Genomic DNA, 243 nt, shown 5'->3' with positions numbered 1-243 from the left:
CCATCCTGCAAAAGTATAGCCTGACTTGGTCGGCGCAGCAGGCTCTACTACTTTCTTTCCATACTCTACAGTCTCGCTGACTACTGCCGATCCGCCGTTACTGTCATAGTTGACTTTATATGGGTTAATGTCCCACTTGGCATAGAGCGTAATGTCAGCCGCTGGTACTGTATCTGTTGTAAAGCTCCATTTGTTGCTCAATGCCTGGTCTTTGTACCATCCTGCAAAAGTATAGCCTGACTT

General features: G+C 46.9%; 1 protein-coding gene. It reads right to left on the bottom strand.

The annotated features are described in order from the left end of the window. The coding region (locus HPT30_RS00130; protein WP_175369639.1) for an InlB B-repeat-containing protein at positions 1-243 on the bottom strand (243 nt) is incomplete at both ends.

Source organism: Paenibacillus agri, from assembly GCF_013359945.1.
In the GTDB taxonomy this organism is placed as follows: domain Bacteria; phylum Bacillota; class Bacilli; order Paenibacillales; family Paenibacillaceae; genus Paenibacillus_AQ; species Paenibacillus_AQ agri.
Note: the sequence above shows the minus strand (reverse complement) of the source record. Positions and strands in the feature narration are given on the sequence as shown.